The organism is Saccharibacillus sp. O23 (genome assembly GCF_002205895.1).
Lineage (GTDB): Bacteria > Bacillota > Bacilli > Paenibacillales > Paenibacillaceae > Saccharibacillus.
This window is the reverse complement of sequence record NZ_NJDE01000006.1, coordinates 45,040-63,643: the sequence shown is the minus strand read 5'-3', so window position 1 is coordinate 63,643 and position 18,604 is coordinate 45,040. Positions and strand designations below refer to the sequence as shown.

Here is an 18,604-nt window from a genome sequence, read left to right as displayed (position 1 = left end):
ACTGCAGCTTTGGTTAAGATACCTTTACCTTAACTACACTTGATCAGCCGATCAGGACACCGTCTGCGGCGCGCGGCGTTCACCGCCGAACTGCGGCAGCCAGTCGCCGTGCGCGTCGATCAGGTCGTCGCACAGCGAAACGATATCGTCGAGCGACAGCTCGGCGGCCGTATGCGGATCGAGCATCGCGGCATGATAGACATGTTCGCGTTTGCCGGTCAGCGCCGCTTCGATCGTCAAGCGCTGCGTGTTGATGTTCGTCTGGTTGAGCGCCGCGAGCTGCGGAGGCAGAGCGCCGACATAGGTCGGACTGACGCCGGACGCATCGACCAGACACGGCACTTCCACGCAGGCATCGTCCGGCAGGTTCGAGATCAGGCCGTTGTTCATCACGTTGCCCGCGATCTTGAACGGCACGTCCGTCTCCATCGCTTCGAGAATCCGCGACGCGTATTCCACGCTGCGCGTATGTTCGAGCGACTCGCTCTGCATCAGGCTGTCGCGCATCTCGCCCCATTCGCGGATCTGATTCACGCAGCGGCGCGGATACTCGTCGAGCGGAATATTGAAGCGTTCGATCAGCTCGGGATAACTTTTCTTGATAAAATACGGATGGTATTCGGCGTTATGCTCGGACGACTCCGTAACATAGTAGCCGAACCGGTTCATCAGCTCGAAACGCACCATGTCGTGATGCTTCTCTTTCTGCTTCTCGGCCGCGCGGCGTTTGATCTCCGGGTAGAGGTCTTCTCCGTCCCGCGTCACTTCGAGCAGCCACGCCATGTGGTTGATGCCCGCGATCTTCGCCCGGACGTTCGTCGCGTCCATGTCCAGATTCTTGAACAAATCCGGGATACAATGCTGCACGCTGTGGCAAAGTCCGACCGTCTTGATGCCGCCCGCCGTATTCATCACGTTCGTCAGCACCGCCATCGGATTCGTATAGTTCAGGAACCAAGCATCCGGGCAGACTTCGCGCATGTTGGCGGCGATGTCCAGCATGACCGGAATGGTGCGCAGATTGCGGAAAATGCCTCCGATCCCCAGCGTGTCCGCGATCGTCTGGCGCAGCCCGTATTTCTTCGGCACTTCGAAATCCGTGATCGTGCACGGATCGTAACCGCCGACCTGAATCGCGTTGATGACGTATTTCGCTCCGCGAAGCGCTTCTTTGCGGTCATGGTAAGATTTGATCTCGCACTGGCTGCCGACCGTGTTCTTCATGGCACGAAGCAAGGTCTCCGATTCGTTCAACCGCTGCGCGTCGATATCGAACAGCGCCAGCTCGAACCCTTGCAGCGCCGGCGTCATCATGATGTCTCCCAGAACGTTCCGAACGAAAACCGTGCTCCCCGCGCCGATAAACGTGATTTTCCCCATTCTTTTCAGCCTCCCTGTGTCGGTTGCGTTGATGTCTCCACTATAACGGGAGCGCTTACAGGAAGACATGGAGTAATGGAAGGTGTTTTTGTTATAATATAAGAACAAAACTCGTTACAAATTCAGCGACCTTCAATCAGAGGATCGAAAGTCGGACGGTCCAACCGACTTTCGATCGTTTCCCGAGAGCGGCTTCCAATCAAACGAGGTTTGTTCCGCTTCTTCGAATAAAACTCGTTACAAATTCAGCGACCTTAATCCATTCAGGAAGAAGGGAATTTCCCTTTTCCTCTTCCGAGAGCGGCTTCCAATCAAACGAGGTTTGTTCCGCTTCTTCGAATCAAGCTCGTTTAGAGCTTGTTCCAATCCAGCCGCTTCCGCTGGAAATTCAACCGATTCGCAAACGCTTTTGCGAAAAATGTTGACCAAACGCTCGCAATTCCGCGGAATTCTCGCCATTTCAGCGCAAATGCTGCCGTTTTGCATACATTTCCGTCGGTATTCGCTCAAAAACGGCCCCAAGCCTCTAAAATATGTGCATTTCGTCAACATTCCCGCCGTTCGCCACCCAAAAGAGCATAAAATCATGCCGAAAAGTCAACATTCGGCTTCATCCACCGAAAGGAGCTGCCTCCGTCTTATGCCCGACGAACATTTCATCCATCCGTCCGAAGAGTCGTCTTCGGGACGCATCCCCGCGGAAGTCTCCCTGATCTTCTACGGGCGCGAAGAATGCGCGCCGGGACATTCTTGGGGTCCCGGGCTGCGCGACACCTTCATCCTGCATTACATCCAGAGCGGCCGGGGGATCTTCCGCTCGGAAGGCCGCGAATATCCGCTCGCGGCCGGGCAGGGCTTCCTGATCTCGCCCGAGACGCTCGTGCACTACGAGGCGGATCTCCGCGATCCGTGGATCTACGCCTGGGTCGGCTTGCGCGGATTGCATATCCGCGCGCTGCTCGAGCGGGCCGGGCTGTCGGCCGGCTCGCCCGTGTTCACGGCGGCCGATCCGCCGCCGTTCGAGGGCTTCTACGCCAAGCTGCTCGAGGCACGCGAGCAGCCCGGCGGCGACCTGCTCGCGCAGGCGGAAGTGTACCGCCTGCTGGCCGCGCTGGTCGCGGGCGCGCCGCAGCCTACGGCGCGCCGCCTCGCGCCTCCCCCGGCACGGGAGGCGCATCTGGCCAAGGCCGCAGCCGTGATCGAGAACGGCTACAGCCGCAAGCTGGGCGCGGAAGACATCGCCCGCGCCGTAGGACTGGACCGGACCTACCTGTCCAGCCTGTTCAAGCACGCCTACGGCGTGCCGCTTCAGACCTTCGTGCTGCAATACCGCATGCGGCGCGCGCGGGAACTGCTGCGCAACCCGTCGCTGTCGGTCAGCGACGTGGCCCGGTCGGTCGGCTATCCCGACCCGTTCCTGTTCTCGAAGATGTTCAAGCGCGTCTGCGGCGTCTCGCCGACCGCTTATCGCGAAGAAGGCGCGGCGGAACCTGTCTGACCGGCCGCCGATCCCGTTATTCGGGCGTACGCGCGCGGCCCGGCGAGAATCCCGATACGTTCGGTTCGGCCCGCGCCGCGAGCTTGCCGCCGATCCTATCGCTCCGTAAAAAGCCGACAGCTTCTCGATATCCTGCGGGCGCATGATACGCGTTTTATTTTTCCGAACGATTTCCAGCCCGCTTCCTTATATGCGGCTTTTCGGTCATGATCGGAATTTTTTCGAGCGGCTCTTATCGTTACGTCCGCCGTTCTTTCAGCAGCGCCGAAGGCGAGCCTCCCGTGATCTTCTTGAACATCCGGTAGAAATACGAGGCGTCTTTGTACCCCAGAAATTCCGCGATCTCCGCGGCGTTCAGGCGCGATTCTTCCAGCATGTAGACGGCGCGCTTCATCCGCTGCCGGTGCACGCATTCGCTGATCGTCCGTCCCGTCACTTCCTTGAACAGCGAAGCGGCGTAGTTCGGCGTGCGGTCGATGACTTCGGCGAGCACTTCCTTCGTGATCTTTTCCCGGTAATTGCGCTCGATGTACCGCTTCATATGCTCCACATGCCGCTGCTTCTCCGTCTGGATCAAGCCGCGATCGAATTCCCGGCTGATATCGATCAACAGCTCGGTCAAGATGGACTGCGCCATCAGCTCGTAATACGACGGCTGATCGTTCCACTGTTCGCGCAGCACCCGAATGCGTTCGTGCACCGATTCGTAACGTCCGAGGCGCCGTTTGTACGGCCGGCCGTGACGCAGCAGCGGCAGCGCTTCGGCGTCTTCCGTCGATACCGTGAAGTCCACCACCGTCTTGGTATGGGTCAGCGTTGGAACGCTTTTGCCGTAATAAGGCGTATGCGCCGGAATGATCAGCACGTCCCCGCGTTCCAGAATATTGCGCTCCCCGTCCACCCAATAGATGCATTTGCCGTAGGTTTCGAGCGCCAGCAAATAACAGTCTTTTCCGCCTTCCGCTTGTTCGTACCATTCCGTCCCGTTATCCTGATGCACGTCTTCGACTTTCAGCATGGGAGTCCTCCTTCGCCCGTCGTACTATGTTTCCTACATTGTACTATATGTCATTTCATCCTGTCTGCGCGGACGGTACAATAAGGGCATAAGGTTGTTGTAAGCGCCAATCAATCTGCCCGTAGCGGGTATAACATAAGTGATGGACCCGACGCCGAACCGGTGATTACGCTTGAGCTTCGGGGCGGACAACAACCTCGAAGCTGAAGAACATTAGGAGGCTTTTACCGACCATGAAAACCAAGATTGTATGTACGATGGGACCTGCCTGCGATTCCGTGGAAATGCTCAAAGAAATGATCAAGTCCGGCATGACCGTCGCCCGCCTGAACATGGCGCACGGCGAACCGGCCGATCACAGCGAACGCATCCGCAAGGTGCGCCAAGCCGCGTCCGAACTGAACACCTTCGTGCCGATCATGATGGATATCAAGGGACCGGAGGTCCGCATCGGCAAGTTCCAAGACGAATACGTGCAGCTCGAAGCCGGAAGCGAACTGATCCTCACGACCGAACTGGAAGTGCTCGGCACGGCGGAACGCATCGGCGTCAACTATCCGAAGCTGAACGAAGACCTCAAAGCGGGCGACCGCATCCTGATCGACGACGGCCTGATCGCGCTGGACGTACTCAGCGTCGAAGGCACGGAGATCTACTGCAAAATCCTGAACGGCGGCCGCCTGAAACCTCGCAAAGGCGTGAACCTGCCGGGCGTCAAGACCAGCCTGCCGGGCGTAACCGAGCGCGACGTGATGCATATCAACTACGGCCTCAGCGAAAACGTTGAAATTATCGCCGCTTCTTTCGTGCGCAAAGGCGACGACATCCGCGAGATTCGCCGCATTCTGGCCGAAAAAGGCGCGGAGCACGTGCAAATCATCTCCAAGATCGAGAACCAAGAAGGCATGGACAATCTGGACGACATCATCGAAGCTTCCGACGGCATCATGGTTGCCCGCGGCGACCTCGGCGTCGAAGTACCGGTGCAGGACGTTCCTGCCGCGCAGAAGCTCATGATCGACAAATGCAATCTGGCCGGCAAACCGGTTATCGTCGCTACGCATATGTTGGAGTCGATGCAGGTCAACCCGCGTCCGACCCGTTCCGAAGTCAGCGACGTGGCGAACGCCGTGCTGCAAGGCGCGGACTGCGTGATGCTCTCCGGCGAATCCGCCGCGGGCAAATACCCGCTCGAATCCGTACGCACGATGGCGGCCGTAGCGGCCAAAGCCGAAACGATGATCGACTACGACGTGCAGTTCAACAGCAAACGCGCGTTGCACCTGAACGACATCACCGAAGTGGTCAGCCAAAGCTCGGTTAACGCTTCGCTCGTCCTCGACGCGGCTGCGCTGATCATCTCGACGGAATCCGGCTTTACGGCGCGCATGATCTCCAAATACCGCCCGAAAGCTCCGATCATCGCCGTGACGCAGAACGAAAAAACGCTGCCTAAAATGAGCCTGCTCTACGGCGTCGTTCCGGTCAAAGGCCAAGAAGTCAGCAGCACGGACGAAATGTTCGAAGTCGCGACCCGCAACGCGCTGGAATCCGGCTACATCAAGTCGGGAGAAACCGTCGTTCTGTGCGCGGGCATTCCGATCGGTCGGACCGGCAGCACGAACGTCATGAAAGTGCAGCTCGTATAATCCGAATTTCTCGTCCAAGCCTTTCGCGAGTCCCGCGATGCGGCACAAAAACGAACGTTTTCCGAAGTCCGAACGGCATTTTTTCCGTCCGGGCTTCTTTTTCATGCTTAAATTTATGCGCAAAGGCCTGATTTATTAGGATTGTTCGCCAAAAGTTCGTAAGTCCATTCGACTATTTTTGCGCTTTCCTGTATCTTTTTGCGCAAAAACGGGTACTATAAGTTGAAACTGTGAGCATTTACAGGTAAAGAGGCTTATGCCGCGCCCGACCCGACCGTTTGGGGACTGCCGGATTCGGGACGCGCGGACAGCTAACGTACATAAACGAATACCAATAACGAACAAGGCGGAGGTACATCCATGAATCGATTGAAGCGCCCGGCGAAGTTCGGAGCAGGAAAAGCGAACGTTCAGGATCGGACGGTCGGAGGAGGTCGTCCGATCCGCGTACGTCGCGTCAAAGGGGTCGCCGCGCTCACGCTGGCGGCCGGACTGGGGACGCTCGTATTGACCGCCGCGCCGGGGGAGGCGCATGCGGACAATACGTATTCGGCCAAAGTGCATACCGATTCGCTGAAAGTGCGCAGTCAGGCGGGGGAGAATACGAAGGTCATCGGTTCGCTGCGCAGCGGGGACGTCGTGACGGTCAAAGACGAGAAGCTGGGTTGGCTGAAAGTCGAGAACGCGAATCTGTCCGGTTGGGTCGCGGGTTATTACTTGAAAAGAGAAGACGGAAGCGCGGCTTCCGCGACCGTGACGACTTCTTCGTCCGGCATCAGAACCGTGTCCGCCGCCCCTTCTTCTTCGTCCCGAGGTTCTTCCGTATCGGCCGGCGGCAAAGCGCTGGTAACGGCCAACGCCGTGATCATTCGCAGCGGACCCGGCAAAAGTTACGAACTGCTCGGCTCCGCGAACCGTAACGATGCCGTGACCGTGTTGGACCATCAGAGCGGCTGGTCGCGCATTCAGACGTCTTACGGCGCTTACGGCTGGGTCTCGGCCAAATATCTGCAAGGCGGCGCGGCCGCGCAGACCAAAAGCGCGGTTCAGAAGCAAAAAGCGGTGAATGTCAGCACGGCCGCGGCGCAAAGTCCAAAAGCCAAAACCGCGGATATTCAGTCGGGCAGCCTGCAAGGCAAGCTGATCGTGATCGATCCGGGTCACGGCGGCAACGACCCCGGCACCATCGGAACCACTTACGGTCTCGTCGAGCAAGAACTGAATCTCAAGACGGCTATGTACGTACGCGATTACCTCGTTTCCCGGGGAGCAAGAGTCGAGATGACGCGGACTTCCAACAGTCAGCGGCCTTCGCTGGCTTCGCGCGCGCAGCTCTCGTCTTCCGTGGGAGCGGACGCTTTCGTGAGCATCCATTATAATTCGGCGCTCAGCGCGTCCGCGAACGGCACGATGGTCTGCTTCTACTCCGAATCCAAAGACCTCGGACTGGCCCGCGCCATCGAAGCTCCGCTGAAAGGCGGAATCGGGATTCGCAATAACGGACTGGCTTTCGGCAATTTCAAAGTGATCCGAGAGAACAGCGTGCCTTCCGTGCTGTTGGAGATGGGTTTCCTGTCCAACGCTTCGGACGAAGGCAAAATCTCCGGCGACGATTACCACCGCAGCGCGGCCAAAGCGATCGCGGACGGACTTCAATTGTATTTCTCGAAATAGACGCGTATGCGGCGGCTCGATCGAGTACGTACTCGCCGAGCCGCTTCGTTCGCGAATTGCCGAACAGCCCTTTCCGAAAAGGAGAGGGCTGTTTCGCGCGCTTAAGATCCTATCGGGCGAGTCGACCGAATGGCCGGTCAGCGTACTCGTCTTGCGGGAACCGTCGAAAAAATCGGAAAAGATCGAATGAGGCAGCAGGCGGCCCGGATGGAAGAAAAGCGCGGCGGTTCGGGTTTGCGGTCGCCAAACGGCCGAGCTTCGTCCGGCCGGCGACCGGCTTACGATTTGATCGCGGACAACGCGCTGTAGAGCTGAAGCCGACGCAGCGGCTTAAACACGGTGAAGCGAACATCGGACATGTTCGACAGCTGCGGGGCGGTGCCTAACGGAGCCAGAAGCGCGATAGGAGGCGCGCCGGTCGAATCGGAGATGGTTTCGGCCAAATCGAGGAAATGCATGTCGAGCAGAACCAGATCGAAAGTCTCCCGGTCGAGCAGAGACCGAGCTTCTTCGGCCGTACTCGCTCCGGAAGGGCAGGCTTCCCAAGCGGACAGCAGTCGTTCCAACACGGCGAGCGCCGTCGGATTGTCGTCTACCACGAGTACGCGCAGATCGTTGAGTTTGAGCGGAGCCATCGTGGTACTGTCGAACTCGGCATACGGCGCGAAAGGCAGGCTCACCTGAAAGTCCGTTCCGACTCCGGGCGCGCTGAACACCGAGATTCGGCCGCCCATCAGTTCGATCAGGTTGCGGGTAATGGCGAGGCCCAGACCCGTGCCGCCGTAATGCGATCGACCTTCGGAATCGTGTACCTGTTGATAGGTCTGGAACAATCCGGCCAGCTTATCCGCCGCGATCCCGATTCCGGTATCCCGAACCGAGACCTCGAGGCGAATCTCGCCTTCCGACTCGGGCGGAGCTTGATGCACCTTGACCAAGATCTCGCCTTGATGCGTGAACTTCACGGCATTGCCCAATAAATTCAGCAGAATCTGGCGCAGCTTCCCCGCGTCTCCTTGCACGAACATCGGCAGCCGATCTTCGACGTCCAGAATCAGTTCGACCCGCTTCTCGATCGCTCGCGGCGCCATCAACGAAGCCACGTCCTCGATGGTCGAAGCCGGATCGAGCAGCGAAACGTCCAGACTTTGCTTGCCCGCTTCCAGTTTGCTGTAATCGAGAATATTGTTGGCCAACGTCATCAAGAACTGATTGCTGGATCGGATCATCTCCAGATATTCCTGCTGCTGCGGCTCGAGTTCCGTCGAAGCGAGCAGATCGCTCATCGCGATGCTGCCGTTAAGCGAATTGCGAATCTCGTGCGTCATAAAAGCAAGAAAATCCGCTTTCTGCTGCGTCGACTGTCTGGCAGCCTGCGCTTCTCCCCGATAGGCTTCGGCCGCCGCTTCCATGTTCTGCTTGTCCGCGTTCAATCGATCGATCCGCTCCCGGTCTTCTTGCTGCCGCCCTTCCGATTCCGCTGCGTAAGACAGAAACAAGACCATCGAAGCCGCCAATTCCAGATCTCCCTTTTCAAAAAAGCCTTCGGCGCCGAGCATGATCAATCCGCCGAACTTGCGGCCGTCGGAATAAGAAAGCGGGAATCCGATCAGCGAACGTTCTTCCGCTCCTTCAGCCGGGTATTGCGCGCGGGTCAAGGAATGCTTCGACGTCTGCGGGATCACGACCGGCAGATCCCGACGCGCGTCCGCCAGACTTGCGAAGAACTCGGAACCGAACGGAATCTCTTGGCCTTCGCGCGCCAGCGGAAGCTCGCGATTGAAGACTTCGACGACGGTACCGATCGGCCCTTCGCCGGAGACGACCATCACGGTATCGGCTTCCAGACGCCGCCCGAGCAGGTTTACGACATGGGCAGACGCTTCCGCAAAATTTCTAAGAAAAATCCGATTTCCGCCTAACATCCCGCACCTCCCTGACGAATGTTACCAAGCCGTGTGTTTCTCTAACTATAGCTGAAAAGTTTGCAAAAAACATGCTTTTGAAGAGCCGATTTCAATTATTGTTTCACGCCATCCGGAAGGGTCCTCGAACGCTTCCGTCGATTACGTTTTCGACGATCGGAAAACGATTCGCGTCTTCTTCTTCGTTCGAAATTTCGGATTCGGCCGCGATCGCCGACAGATGCCGCCGAACATTTGAACGAAACGGGCCTGTTTAAATTCAAGATTCTATGCTAGACTTGTAAGTTGCATCACTCTGCGTTTTTACAGAGAATTTACTTTGCCCATAGACGAATTCGAACCCGCCAGAGACGGCGGTTATTCATAGATTTCTCTCAACCGATAAAGGAGCTACCATGACATTTAACGACTTGAACTTGATTCCTTCGATCCTCAAAGCCCTGCAAAAAGAAAATTATACGAACCCGACGCCGATTCAACAGCAGGCGATTCCTGTCGCTCTCGAAGGACGCGACGTATTGGGTTGCGCCCAAACGGGTACCGGCAAGACCGCGGCTTTCTCGCTGCCGATCATTCAGCGCCTCGCGGCGCAGCCGGCCGCGGGCGGCAAACGTCCGATCCGCTCGCTCATCTTGACGCCGACGCGCGAATTGGCGATCCAGATCTACGACAATATCCAAGCGTACAGCCGTTATACGGATCTGCGCAGCCAAGTCATCGTAGGCGGCGTCTCGCAGACTCCGCAAGAACGCGAATTGCAGCGCGGCACCGATATTCTGATCGCTACGCCGGGACGGCTGCTCGATCTGATGAATCAGAAGCACGTCAGCCTGAACGCGGTCGAAGTGCTCGTTCTGGACGAAGCCGACCGCATGTTGGACATGGGCTTCATTCGCGACGTGCAGAAGATCATCGCCAAGACGCCTGCCAAGAAGCAGACGCTGTTCTTCTCCGCGACCATGCCGAAAGAAATCACCGAGCTTGTCGATTCGCTGCTGGTGAATCCGGCGAAAGTCGAGATCACGCCGGTGTCTTCCACCGTAGAAGTCATTCAGCAGTCCGTATATCTGGTCGACAAACCGAACAAACAGAAGCTGCTGACCGATCTGCTGCAAGACAAGTCGATCGAATCGGCGCTCGTGTTCACGCGTACCAAACACGGCGCCAACCGCGTCGCGCGCCTGCTCGAACGTTCGGGCATCTCGGCGCAGGCCATTCACGGCGACAAGTCGCAGAACGCGCGTCAGACGGCGCTGAACAACTTCAAGAACGGCGCGACGCGCGTGCTCGTCGCGACCGATATCGCCGCGCGCGGCATCGACATCGACGAACTGTCGCACGTCATCAACTTCAACCTGCCGAACATTCCGGAGACTTACGTGCACCGCATCGGCCGTACGGGCCGCGCCGGTCGCGCGGGCGTCTCCATCTCGTTCTGCGAGACGGAAGAACTGCCGTATCTCAAAGACATCCAGAAGCTGATCGGCAAGACGATCCCGGAAATCAAAGATCATGCGTACCCGATGACCGGCGAGACTCCGGCCGCTTCGACCGATTCGTCCGCGCAAAGCGGGCGCGGACAAGGCGGACGCGCCCGCACGAACGGCGCGCCTAAGAGCGAAGCCCCGGCCGCCGCTTCCAAGCGCGGCGACGCTAAAGCGGGCAAAGCCAAGAGCGACGCGCGTCCGAACGGCGCGCCTAAAAGCGAAGCTCCGGCCGCCGCTTCCAAGCGCGGCGACGCCAAAGCCGGCAAAGCCAAGAGCGACGCGCGTCCGAGCGGCGCGCCTAAAAGCGAAGCTCCGGCCGCCGCTTCCAAGCGCGGCGATGCCAAAGCGGGCAAAGCCAAGAGCGACGCGCGTCCAAGCGGCGCGCCTAAAAGCGAAGCTCCGGCCGGCGGCGCGGCAGCCGGCAAAAGCCGCTCCGCGCAGAAGCCGCAAAGCGGCTCCCGCGCAGGCGCGGACGCCAAACGCGGCCGCGGTCTGGGCGGCCGTCCTCAGCCGGGAACGGCGGCGTCGGCACGCGCCAACGCGAACCGCACCTGGAAAGACGGCCAGTGGGCCGCCGATACGTTGTATCGCTCCAGTCACGGTTTGTCCGGCGACAAAGCTTAACCGAAGCACGGACGCCCGAACGGAAAAAGCCGGACTTTGCGCATAATGACCCTGCGCGCAAAGCCCGGCTCGCCGGCTAATTCTCTTTTTTTAAAAAGCGCGACGAACCGCCGCGCTTTTTGTCATGCCCGGATTTAACGATTCGCAAGCCGAAAGCCTGCTCTGGCGTCACGCTCGCCGCCGTTCGATCTGCCTTCTCTTTTTCGGCTTGTCCCGTCTTGCAGCCGATTTTTCTATCCGCATGGATCGCTGATCCGCTCGCGAAGCTCAGCGGTTCCTCAGGCTTTCGCCCGCCGCTTCATCGCTTCGATCGTACGGCGCACGCCTTCTTCGTAGGGCGTAGCCGGAATCGGTCCGATCAACGCTTCGTATTTCGCTCCGCTTAGCAGCAGCGGTTCCTCGGTCAAATACAGCATTTCCACGATCTCTTTCATCACCGGCGCGAACACGCCCATAAGCGACAAAGCTTTTCGTCCGAGAGGAAATACCGGGCTTTTGCGGCCGGCGGTTTGCTGCGCGAGCTCTACCAGTCTCCGTCCGCTTGCAGGCCCGACCGACGGGATATGCCAGTTCTGCCCGTAAGCTTCTTCGCGCGACGCCAATTCGACGATCATGACCGCGGCGTCCGGCAGATACACGAATTCCCTCGGCACGCTCAGGTTTCCGATAAAGACCGTGGGCCGTCCGGCCGCGATATCTTCGAACGTCTGCCCGAGATAAGACGCTTTGTTCATCGACGGACCGTAATAATCCGGCAAACGCACGATCATCTTCGGCATGCCGTCGTAGCGAGGTTCGAACAACAATTGTTCGAAAGCCAGTTTGGTTCGGCCTTTGCGCGTATGCGGCTGCTTCGGATGATCTTCGCCGATCGGCTCGACCGACGCTCTTCTGCCGTACGGGTAGATGCCGTCGACCGCTACCAGTCTCGCTCCTGCCCGTCCGGCGCCTTCCAGTACCGCGCGCGCCATCGGCAGCAGCTTCTCCTCCATCTCGTGGTACGGAATCGAGGCCGCGTGGAAGATCGTATCGACGCCTTCGGCCGCGGCCGCGACGTCATCCGCTTCGAAGACGTCGCCTTCGCGAACTTGCAACGACGCCGCACCGCCAAGCTCCTGCTTCAGACGTTCCAATTTGTTTTTTGATCGTCCGAACAGCACTACGGGAATCCCTCTGTTCGTCAGTTCCTGCGCGATCGCCTTCCCCGTTCCGCCTGTCGCTCCCAATACCAATGCTTTTCTCATTTTGTTCGTCTCCTTTGTTATTGATTGATCAATTACTAATCTTGTTAAAAAAAGAGTCCGTCTTCAGACGTTCTCTTCTTCCATCAATTCGGGCAGATCGAGCGACATCGAGATATTGCACAACATGCCCCGAGCCAGAAAAACCAACGTCCGCTGTTTGGGATTCGCAAGTCCCGCACGGGCAAACGCGCTTTCGATAAGATCTCTTCCTTCGCGGAAACCGTCCCGCATGATCCGCGCAATCCGTTCTTCCCGAATCGTCTGAGCCTGCATCTGCAGCAGAATCTCGCTTCGGTGGCTCTCCATCACGCCCACGTAGGCGCCGACCAATTCTTCCTCGAGCGTATCCGCGCCGGCCCGCTCGATCACGCTGCCGAACGCTTCGAACATCCGCCGCCAAGATACCTGCAGCGCCTCCGCCAACAATTCTTCTTTGGTGGCAAAAAAGCGAAACACGTACGGCTGCGAGATTCCGGCTTTCGCCGCCACCATCGCCGTCGTCGCGCGATAATAGCCGACCTCCGCGAACACTTCCACCGCCGCCGATACCAGGTCTTCTTTGCGGTTGGCCGAGGCTGCTTTTCTCGCCATGCTCATGCCTCCTTCGTGTTTTGTATGATTATTGATTGATCAATTACAAATTATTATACTCAAGAATTTTTATCGCGCAACCCCCGAAATCCAAAAAGCTCCGTCATGTCGACGAAGCTTGGTCGGTTCCGGCGGAAAATAAGAGGCAGTCCGCTTTCGCGCTTACATATACAGCATCGAAAAATGCAGTTCGTGTCCGAGCTGTTTCAGATAGTTGTACAACTGGGAACGGTGATGGAACAGATGCGTCAGCGTCTCGATCTGCCATTGGATCTGTTTGTGTCCTTCTTCGGCATAGAAAGCCTTGGTGACGCGGTTCAGCAGATCGTCGGCGCTCAACGAAACGATGTACGCTTTGTACAGATCGAAACTCTCGCGCAGCGCGGCGGCCAGCTTCTCCGGATCGCGCTCCGAGGCGAGAGCGCTCTCGATCGCGCCGACTTCTTCGGCGGAAGCTTCCCGCATGATCGCCAGATCGCTGCGAGGCACCATGGCGAAATGATGCACCAGCTCCGGCAGCGAACGCATATTGTCCTGCGGGCGATAATTCCAATCTTCCGGACGGATCAGGCGGATCAGAGCTTCGCCGGTGCGCACCCCCGTCTCCAATTCGTTCAGCAGATGATCTCTGATTTGCAGCGCTTCGCTCATCTTGTCGTCTCCTTCATTATGTATGGAATGGACTTCGTCCTCTTCATCATAAACCGAAAACGAAAAGCGAACAAGTGTTTGTTTTCGGCGCAAAGAAAAAAAGCCGACGACCGCTTCTGCGCATGCCTTGCGCAGCATCGCTATTCTTCGGCTTCAGCCGACTTTGCGAAAGATGCCGTCTATACGATCCGCCGTTCGACCGCTTCCGCCGGACGCAGCATCTCCCGAATGCCGACCGTATCGCCTACAAGCAGCATCGCCGGGTTGCCGATCCGCATAGCGGCGGCCCGTTGAACGATATCGCCCAGCGTGCCGGTGACGACCCGCTCCGCCGACGTCGTCGCGTTCTCGATCAGCGCGGCCGGCGTCGAAGCCGCCCGGCCGTGGCGGATCAGTTCGCCGCAGATCTCGCCCAGCTTGGCGACGCCCATGTAGACCGCCAGCGTATCGACGCTCTGCGCCAGCAGATCCCAGCGGACCGGCGCGTTTTCGCCGCCGCATCGGCTGCCGGTCACGACGGCGAACGAAGCGGCCGTTCCCCGATGCGTCAGCGGGATTCCGGCCGAAGCGGAAGCGCCGGCGGCCGACGTTACGCCGGGAATCACTTCGAACGGAATGCCCGCTCTCGCGGCGGCCAGCGCTTCTTCCCCGCCGCGTCCGAAAACGAACGGGTCGCCGCCTTTGAGACGCACGACATGATGGCCGACCGTCGCGTAATCCACGATCAGGCGTTCGATCTCGCTCTGGGTCAGCGCATGACGACCGGGCGCTTTGCCGCAGTAAATCTTCAGCGTCCCTGTCCGGCAATAATTCAATAACTCGTCGCTCACCAGCCGGTCGTACAAGACAACGTCCGCCTCCTCCAACCGGCGCAGCGCTTTGACCGTAATCAACTCGGGATCGCCCGGGCCTGCGCCGACGATCGAGATCCGCCCCCGGCTCATACGCTTTTCTCCAAAGCGGACGAGCGGGCGGCCGATACGGTTTGGGCGGAAGAAGACGCGTCGGTCGCGGCAAGCACCGCCCCGGATGCCGCATTCTGCGGCGCGGACGATATGCCGCCCTTTTTTTGCCCCCAATAGAGCAGCAATCCCGTGAGCAGCGCGCCGCCGACGAAATTGCCCAGCAGCACCGGAATGCCGCTCCACAGCAGCCAGTCCGCGCCGCTTACGTTCGCGCCGAGCAGCATGCCTGCCGGAATGACGAATAGATTGACGACGGTATGTTCGAATCCCTGCCCGAAGAAGATCAGGATCGGCAGCCACATCGCCAGAATCTTGCCTGCCGTCGATTTCGAAGTCATCGCCATCACCGCGCCCAGCGTCACCATCCAGTTGCAGAGCACCGCTTTGACGAACACGAGCAGCCACCCTTCGCCGCCCAGAGCTTTGTAGGCGATCGTCTTCGCTTCGCTGGTACCGACCAGAGCCGCGATCAACGGATTGGACGCATCGCTGCCGGCTTTGGTGACGATCAGCACGTAAGCCAGCGCGTACAGACCGCAGCCGATCAGATGGCCGACGATCACCCAGAAATAATTGCGGATCATCGCGCCGATCGTCGCTTTTTTCTCCAGCACGGCCAGCGGGATCAGCGCGAAGCTGCCCGTGACCAATTCCAGTCCCAGCAGCACGATGATCACGAAGCCGACGGGAAACAAGATCGCTCCGGCGATCGGCATGCCCGTCTGCCCGGATGCGGTCATGGCGAGCGTGGTCGCGCAGGCGAGGATCGCTCCGGCCAATCCGCCTCGGATCAACAGTTGGCGAGCGTTCAGCTCCGCTTTGCCCTGTCCGGCGTCGATCATATTTTGCAGTACTTCCGCGGGTTTGACGTAATCCATGAGAGTTCCTCGCTTTCGGAATAGGGATGGGCGGGTCGAAAACCGGCGAAACGAATTTCTTTCGGAGCAGGCTCGGTTCCTTCGCCTAGGAGGCGTCGGCTCCGAGCAAGGCTCCGGTCAAAGTCAAATAGATGCTGCCGTCGGCGGAGACTTCGGTCTCGAACGTCTCGATGCAGCCTTTGTCGGGATCGAGGGCTTCGCCGCTGCGCAGGTCGATGCGCCAGTCGTGCAGCGGACAGTGGACCACGGGACCGCAGACCATGCCTTCGGAGAGTACCCCGCCTTTGTGCGGGCAGCGGTTCTCCACGGCCAGGATGTCTCCGTCCGACAAGCGAAACAGCGCGATCTCCAAGCCGTTCACGTTCAAGCGGCGCGAACCCCGAGGGTCGATATCGTCGACGCGTCCTACGCGTACTTTTGCGGTTTCCCGGTTCATGCGGATTCCTCCTCTTGGTCGGCCGAACGGCGTTCTTCCGGCGCGGATACGGCTGCCGCGGCAGGCAGGCGTTCGAAATTTTTGCGCAGTTCCGGCTCGCTTACGATCTGCTTCCACGGATCGACGGTGCGGTCCAGCGTATCGCGCAGTCTGGCGTGCAGCGCTTTGCGTTCTTGTTCGTTATCCAACACAGCTTTGATATGCTCCAGCCCGACGCGTTCGACCCACGGCGCGGTGCGTTCGTTCCACGTCGCATTCTCCCGATAGTACTGCAAAAAGGCGCTTGCCCATTCTTCCACTTCGTCGTCGGTCTTCACCACGCCGAGCAGCTCGGTCGCCCGGACGTGGACGCCGGCATTCCCGCCGACATGCAGCTCCCAACCGCCGTCGATCGCCACGACGCCGAAGTCTTTGACCGTCGCTTCGGCGCAGTTGCGCGGACAGCCGGAGACGGCGAGTTTGACTTTGGCCGGCGCGTTCATCCGCTCGAACGCTTTTTCCAATCGCACGCCCATGCCCATCGCGTCCTGCGTGCCGAAGCGGCAGAAGGTCGAGCCGACGCAGGTTTTGACCGTACGGAGCGCTTTGCCGTAACCGTGGCCGGAAGGCATGTCCAGCGCTTCCCAGACGCCCGGCAGGTCTTCTTTCTTCACGCCGAGCAGATCGAGCCGCTGTCCGCCGGTGAACTTGACCAGCGGAACGTCGAACTTCTCCGCGACCTCGGCGATTTTTTTCAGCTCGCTCGGGGAGGTCACGCCGCCGTAGATGCGCGGAATGACGGAATACGTGCCGTCTTTCTGAATGTTCGCGTGGTAGCGTTCGTTGGCGAAACGGGATTCTTTCTCGTCTTTGTATTCCGCCGGGAACAGCATTCCCAGATAATAGTTGAGCGACGGACGGCATTTGGAGCAGCCTTCCGGGTTGTTCCATTCCAGCACGTTCATGGCTTCTTTGACCGTCTTGAGGCCCATCCGCTTGATCTCGGCGACGATCTCGTCGCGGCTGAGGCTCGTGCACCCGCAGATGCCTTCCTTGACCGTCACGACGTCGTCTCCGGCGTAGATTTGAAGCAGTCCTTCCACCAGCGGTTTGCAGCCGCCGCAGGAAGCGGAAGCTTTGGTGCAGCCTTTGATCTGTCCCAGACTCGTGCAGCCGCCTTCGATCGCCGATACGATATCGCCTTTGGAGACGCCGTTGCAGCCGCAGACGATCTCGCCTTCCGGCATCGCTTCGAGCCGCGCCGACGCGCCGCCTCCTCCGCCTGACGATAAAGCATCCGCGGGCAGACCCAGCAGCAGTTCTTTTTCCCGACCGGCGATGTTCTCTCCGCTCTTGATCATCGCGAACAGCGAAGCGCCTTCGCCCGTCTCGCCGAACAGCACCGCGCCGATCAGCTTGTCGTTCAAGACGACGAGCTTCTTGTAGACGCCTTCGATCTCGTCTTGATACCGCAGCGCCCGCGCGCCTTCCGGTTCGACGAACACGCCGCCGGAGAACACGTCGACGCCGGAGACTTTGAGTTTGGTCGAGGTGACGGAGCCTTCGTAGCCGCCGGTCTCGACGCCGGCCAGACGTTTGGCCAGCACCGCTCCCTGCTCGTACAGCGGAGCGACCAGGCCGTACGCGATGCCCCGATGCTGCGCGCATTCGCCGACCGCGTGGATGCCGGGAACGTTCGTCCGCATGTAGTCGTCGACCACGATCCCGCGTTCGACGGCGATCCCGCTGCGCTGCGCCAGAGCGACGTTCGGCCGGATCCCGACCGCCATCACGACCAGATCGGCTTCGAGCATGCTGCCGTCTTTGAACAGCAGGCCTTTCGCGCGTTTCTGGCCCAATACCGCTTCCGTCTGTTTGTTCAGCAGGAACTTCATGCCTTGACGTTCCAATTCCTGCTGGAGCATCAAGGAAGCGGGACGGTCGAGCTGGCGTTCCATGAGGTACTCGTTGATGTGAATAACGGTAACATCCATCCCCAAGTTCAGCAGGCCGCGCGCCGCTTCGAGTCCGAGCAGACCCCCGCCGATCACTGCCGCTTTCTTGTGTTTGCGGGAAGATTCCTGCATCGCCCGACAGTCTTTGATATCGCGGAATCCGATGACGCCTTCTTTGTCTGCGCCGGGAATCGGCAGAATGAACGCGTTGGAGCCGGTCGCGAGGATCAGCTCGTCGTAGTCGGCTTCGATGCCGCCTTCGGCATAGACGCGGCGCTGATTCCGGTCGATCTTCGATACTTCCTGCCCCATATGCAGCGTGATGCCGTTGTCGCGATACCAGTCCAGATCGTTGATCACGATCTCGTCGAGATTCGCGCCGCCCGCCAGCACCGAAGAGAGCATGATGCGGTTATAATTGGGATGGGGTTCCGCCCCGAAGATCGTGATATCGTACAAATCGGGGTTCAGCTTGAGCAGATGTTCAAGGGTACGGACACCGGCCATTCCGTTGCCGACCAGCACTAACTTTTTACGCGTCGTCTTCATTGCGGGATCGCTCCTTTCGTCTCGAAAACACAAACAGCCCGCCCCCACTCCGGCTGCGGAAAACATACGTTTTCCTTTGCCGTTCGAGTGAGAGCAGGCGC

General features: G+C 59.1%; 14 protein-coding genes. 4 read left to right on the top strand and 10 right to left on the bottom strand.

Annotation, left to right across the window (positions count from 1 at the left end):
* Positions 1-51 precede the first annotated feature (51 nt).
* Positions 52-1,380 (bottom strand): alpha-glucosidase/alpha-galactosidase, encoded by a 1,329-nt coding sequence (gene melA / locus CDO73_RS08165; protein ID WP_088488032.1) that lies wholly within the window; start codon positions 1,378-1,380, stop codon positions 52-54.
* Between the two features lie 586 nt (positions 1,381-1,966).
* On the opposite strand from melA, the gene CDO73_RS08160 reads away from it, so the two are divergent.
* Positions 1,967-2,878, top strand: a complete 912-nt coding sequence (locus CDO73_RS08160) for an AraC family transcriptional regulator (RefSeq protein ID WP_306437514.1) — start codon at positions 1,967-1,969, stop codon at positions 2,876-2,878.
* Positions 2,879-3,116: 238 nt separating this feature from the next.
* Here the strand turns inward: CDO73_RS08160 and CDO73_RS08155 are convergent, their stop codons facing one another.
* On the bottom strand, positions 3,117-3,896 hold the full coding sequence (locus CDO73_RS08155; RefSeq protein ID WP_088488030.1) for a helix-turn-helix domain-containing protein: 780 nt from the start codon (positions 3,894-3,896) through the stop codon (positions 3,117-3,119).
* Positions 3,897-4,129: 233 nt separating this feature from the next.
* On the opposite strand from CDO73_RS08155, the gene pyk reads away from it, so the two are divergent.
* Positions 4,130-5,545, top strand: coding sequence for a pyruvate kinase (gene pyk / locus CDO73_RS08150; RefSeq protein WP_088488029.1), 1,416 nt, complete (start codon positions 4,130-4,132; stop codon positions 5,543-5,545).
* A 360-nt stretch (positions 5,546-5,905) separates the two neighbouring features.
* On the top strand, positions 5,906-7,219 hold the full coding sequence (locus CDO73_RS08145; RefSeq protein WP_088488028.1) for an N-acetylmuramoyl-L-alanine amidase family protein: 1,314 nt from the start codon (positions 5,906-5,908) through the stop codon (positions 7,217-7,219).
* Positions 7,220-7,497: 278 nt separating this feature from the next.
* Here CDO73_RS08145 and CDO73_RS08135 read toward each other — a convergent pair whose 3' ends face one another.
* Entirely contained in the window at positions 7,498-9,144 is a 1,647-nt protein-coding gene (locus CDO73_RS08135; protein WP_088488026.1) for an ATP-binding response regulator, read from the bottom strand.
* A 395-nt stretch (positions 9,145-9,539) separates the two neighbouring features.
* On the opposite strand from CDO73_RS08135, the gene CDO73_RS08130 reads away from it, so the two are divergent.
* Positions 9,540-11,255: a DEAD/DEAH box helicase gene (locus tag CDO73_RS08130; protein WP_088488025.1), complete on the top strand. Its 1,716-nt coding sequence runs from the start codon at positions 9,540-9,542 to the stop codon at positions 11,253-11,255.
* A gap of 278 nt (positions 11,256-11,533) precedes the next feature.
* On the opposite strand, the gene CDO73_RS08125 is transcribed toward CDO73_RS08130, so the two are convergent.
* From CDO73_RS08125 to nirB, 7 genes are all read right to left on the bottom strand, one after another.
* A complete protein-coding gene (locus CDO73_RS08125; protein WP_088488024.1) occupies positions 11,534-12,499 on the bottom strand; it encodes an SDR family NAD(P)-dependent oxidoreductase in 966 nt (321 codons plus the stop codon).
* Between the two features lie 63 nt (positions 12,500-12,562).
* Positions 12,563-13,090 carry a TetR/AcrR family transcriptional regulator gene (locus CDO73_RS08120; protein ID WP_088488023.1) on the bottom strand — a complete coding sequence of 176 codons (528 nt, stop codon included), beginning with the start codon at positions 13,088-13,090 and terminating at the stop codon, positions 12,563-12,565.
* A gap of 162 nt (positions 13,091-13,252) precedes the next feature.
* Positions 13,253-13,741: a DinB family protein gene (locus CDO73_RS08115; RefSeq protein ID WP_088488022.1), complete on the bottom strand. Its 489-nt coding sequence runs from the start codon at positions 13,739-13,741 to the stop codon at positions 13,253-13,255.
* 179 nt (positions 13,742-13,920) lie between these two features.
* Complete coding sequence (gene cobA, locus CDO73_RS08110) at positions 13,921-14,685, bottom strand: uroporphyrinogen-III C-methyltransferase (protein ID WP_088488021.1); 765 nt, start codon at positions 14,683-14,685, stop codon at positions 13,921-13,923.
* The gene (locus CDO73_RS08105) at positions 14,682-15,584 is read right to left on the bottom strand and encodes a formate/nitrite transporter family protein (protein WP_088488020.1); all 903 of its coding nucleotides are present in this window, start codon (positions 15,582-15,584) and stop codon (positions 14,682-14,684) included. The genes cobA and CDO73_RS08105 overlap by 4 nt, the downstream gene beginning before the upstream one ends.
* Before the next feature lie 85 nt (positions 15,585-15,669).
* Positions 15,670-16,020 carry a nitrite reductase small subunit NirD gene (gene nirD / locus CDO73_RS08100; RefSeq protein ID WP_088488019.1) on the bottom strand — a complete coding sequence of 117 codons (351 nt, stop codon included), beginning with the start codon at positions 16,018-16,020 and terminating at the stop codon, positions 15,670-15,672.
* Positions 16,017-18,503, bottom strand: a complete 2,487-nt coding sequence (gene nirB / locus CDO73_RS08095; RefSeq protein WP_088488018.1) for a nitrite reductase large subunit NirB — start codon at positions 18,501-18,503, stop codon at positions 16,017-16,019. Before nirB ends, nirD begins: the two co-directional genes overlap by 4 nt.
* Between the last annotated feature and the right edge of the window lie 101 nt (positions 18,504-18,604).

What these genes read in the sequence shown, in the direction of transcription:
- CDO73_RS08160 (WP_306437514.1), top strand. Translation starts at nt 1,967, where the DNA reads ATGCCGAAAAGTCAACATTCGGCTTCATCCACCGAAAGGAGCTGCCTC.
- melA (WP_088488032.1), bottom strand. Translation starts at nt 1,380, where the DNA reads ATGGGGAAAATCACGTTTATCGGCGCGGGGAGCACGGTTTTCGTTCGG.
- CDO73_RS08120 (WP_088488023.1), bottom strand. Translation starts at nt 13,090, where the DNA reads ATGGCGAGAAAAGCAGCCTCGGCCAACCGCAAAGAAGACCTGGTATCG.
- CDO73_RS08155 (WP_088488030.1), bottom strand. Translation starts at nt 3,896, where the DNA reads ATGCTGAAAGTCGAAGACGTGCATCAGGATAACGGGACGGAATGGTAC.
- nirB (WP_088488018.1), bottom strand. Translation starts at nt 18,503, where the DNA reads ATGAAGACGACGCGTAAAAAGTTAGTGCTGGTCGGCAACGGAATGGCC.
- pyk (WP_088488029.1), top strand. Translation starts at nt 4,130, where the DNA reads ATGAAAACCAAGATTGTATGTACGATGGGACCTGCCTGCGATTCCGTG.
- CDO73_RS08145 (WP_088488028.1), top strand. Translation starts at nt 5,906, where the DNA reads ATGAATCGATTGAAGCGCCCGGCGAAGTTCGGAGCAGGAAAAGCGAAC.
- CDO73_RS08130 (WP_088488025.1), top strand. Translation starts at nt 9,540, where the DNA reads ATGACATTTAACGACTTGAACTTGATTCCTTCGATCCTCAAAGCCCTG.
- CDO73_RS08115 (WP_088488022.1), bottom strand. Translation starts at nt 13,741, where the DNA reads ATGAGCGAAGCGCTGCAAATCAGAGATCATCTGCTGAACGAATTGGAG.
- CDO73_RS08135 (WP_088488026.1), bottom strand. Translation starts at nt 9,144, where the DNA reads ATGTTAGGCGGAAATCGGATTTTTCTTAGAAATTTTGCGGAAGCGTCT.
- cobA (WP_088488021.1), bottom strand. Translation starts at nt 14,685, where the DNA reads ATGAGCCGGGGGCGGATCTCGATCGTCGGCGCAGGCCCGGGCGATCCC.
- CDO73_RS08105 (WP_088488020.1), bottom strand. Translation starts at nt 15,584, where the DNA reads ATGGATTACGTCAAACCCGCGGAAGTACTGCAAAATATGATCGACGCC.
- nirD (WP_088488019.1), bottom strand. Translation starts at nt 16,020, where the DNA reads ATGAACCGGGAAACCGCAAAAGTACGCGTAGGACGCGTCGACGATATC.
- CDO73_RS08125 (WP_088488024.1), bottom strand. Translation starts at nt 12,499, where the DNA reads ATGAGAAAAGCATTGGTATTGGGAGCGACAGGCGGAACGGGGAAGGCG.